Genomic DNA, 230 nt, shown 5'->3' with positions numbered 1-230 from the left:
ACACTAGGAATTCCACTTACCTCTACTGCACTCCAGCCACACAGTTTCCACAGCAGTCCCGGGGTTGAGTCCCGGGCTTTCACTTCAGACTTGCCTCGCCGTCTACGCTCCCTTTACACCCAGTAAATCCGGATAACGCTTGCCCCCTACGTATTACCGCGGCTGCTGGTACGTAGTTAGCAGGGGCTTCTTAGTCAGGTACCGTCATTTTCTTCCCTGCTGATAGAGCT

1 rRNA gene is annotated in these 230 nt (G+C 53.9%); it reads right to left on the bottom strand.

The window, feature by feature from the left end:
- Positions 1-230: ribosomal RNA gene (locus tag LK536_RS59235) — 16S ribosomal RNA — on the bottom strand; the annotation flags it as partial.

Source organism: Clostridium pacaense, assembly GCF_020709765.2.
Taxonomy (GTDB): domain Bacteria; phylum Bacillota; class Clostridia; order Lachnospirales; family Lachnospiraceae; genus Enterocloster; species Enterocloster hominis.
The sequence above is the reverse complement of the archived record's forward strand: the minus strand, read 5'-3'. Positions and strand labels throughout refer to the sequence as shown.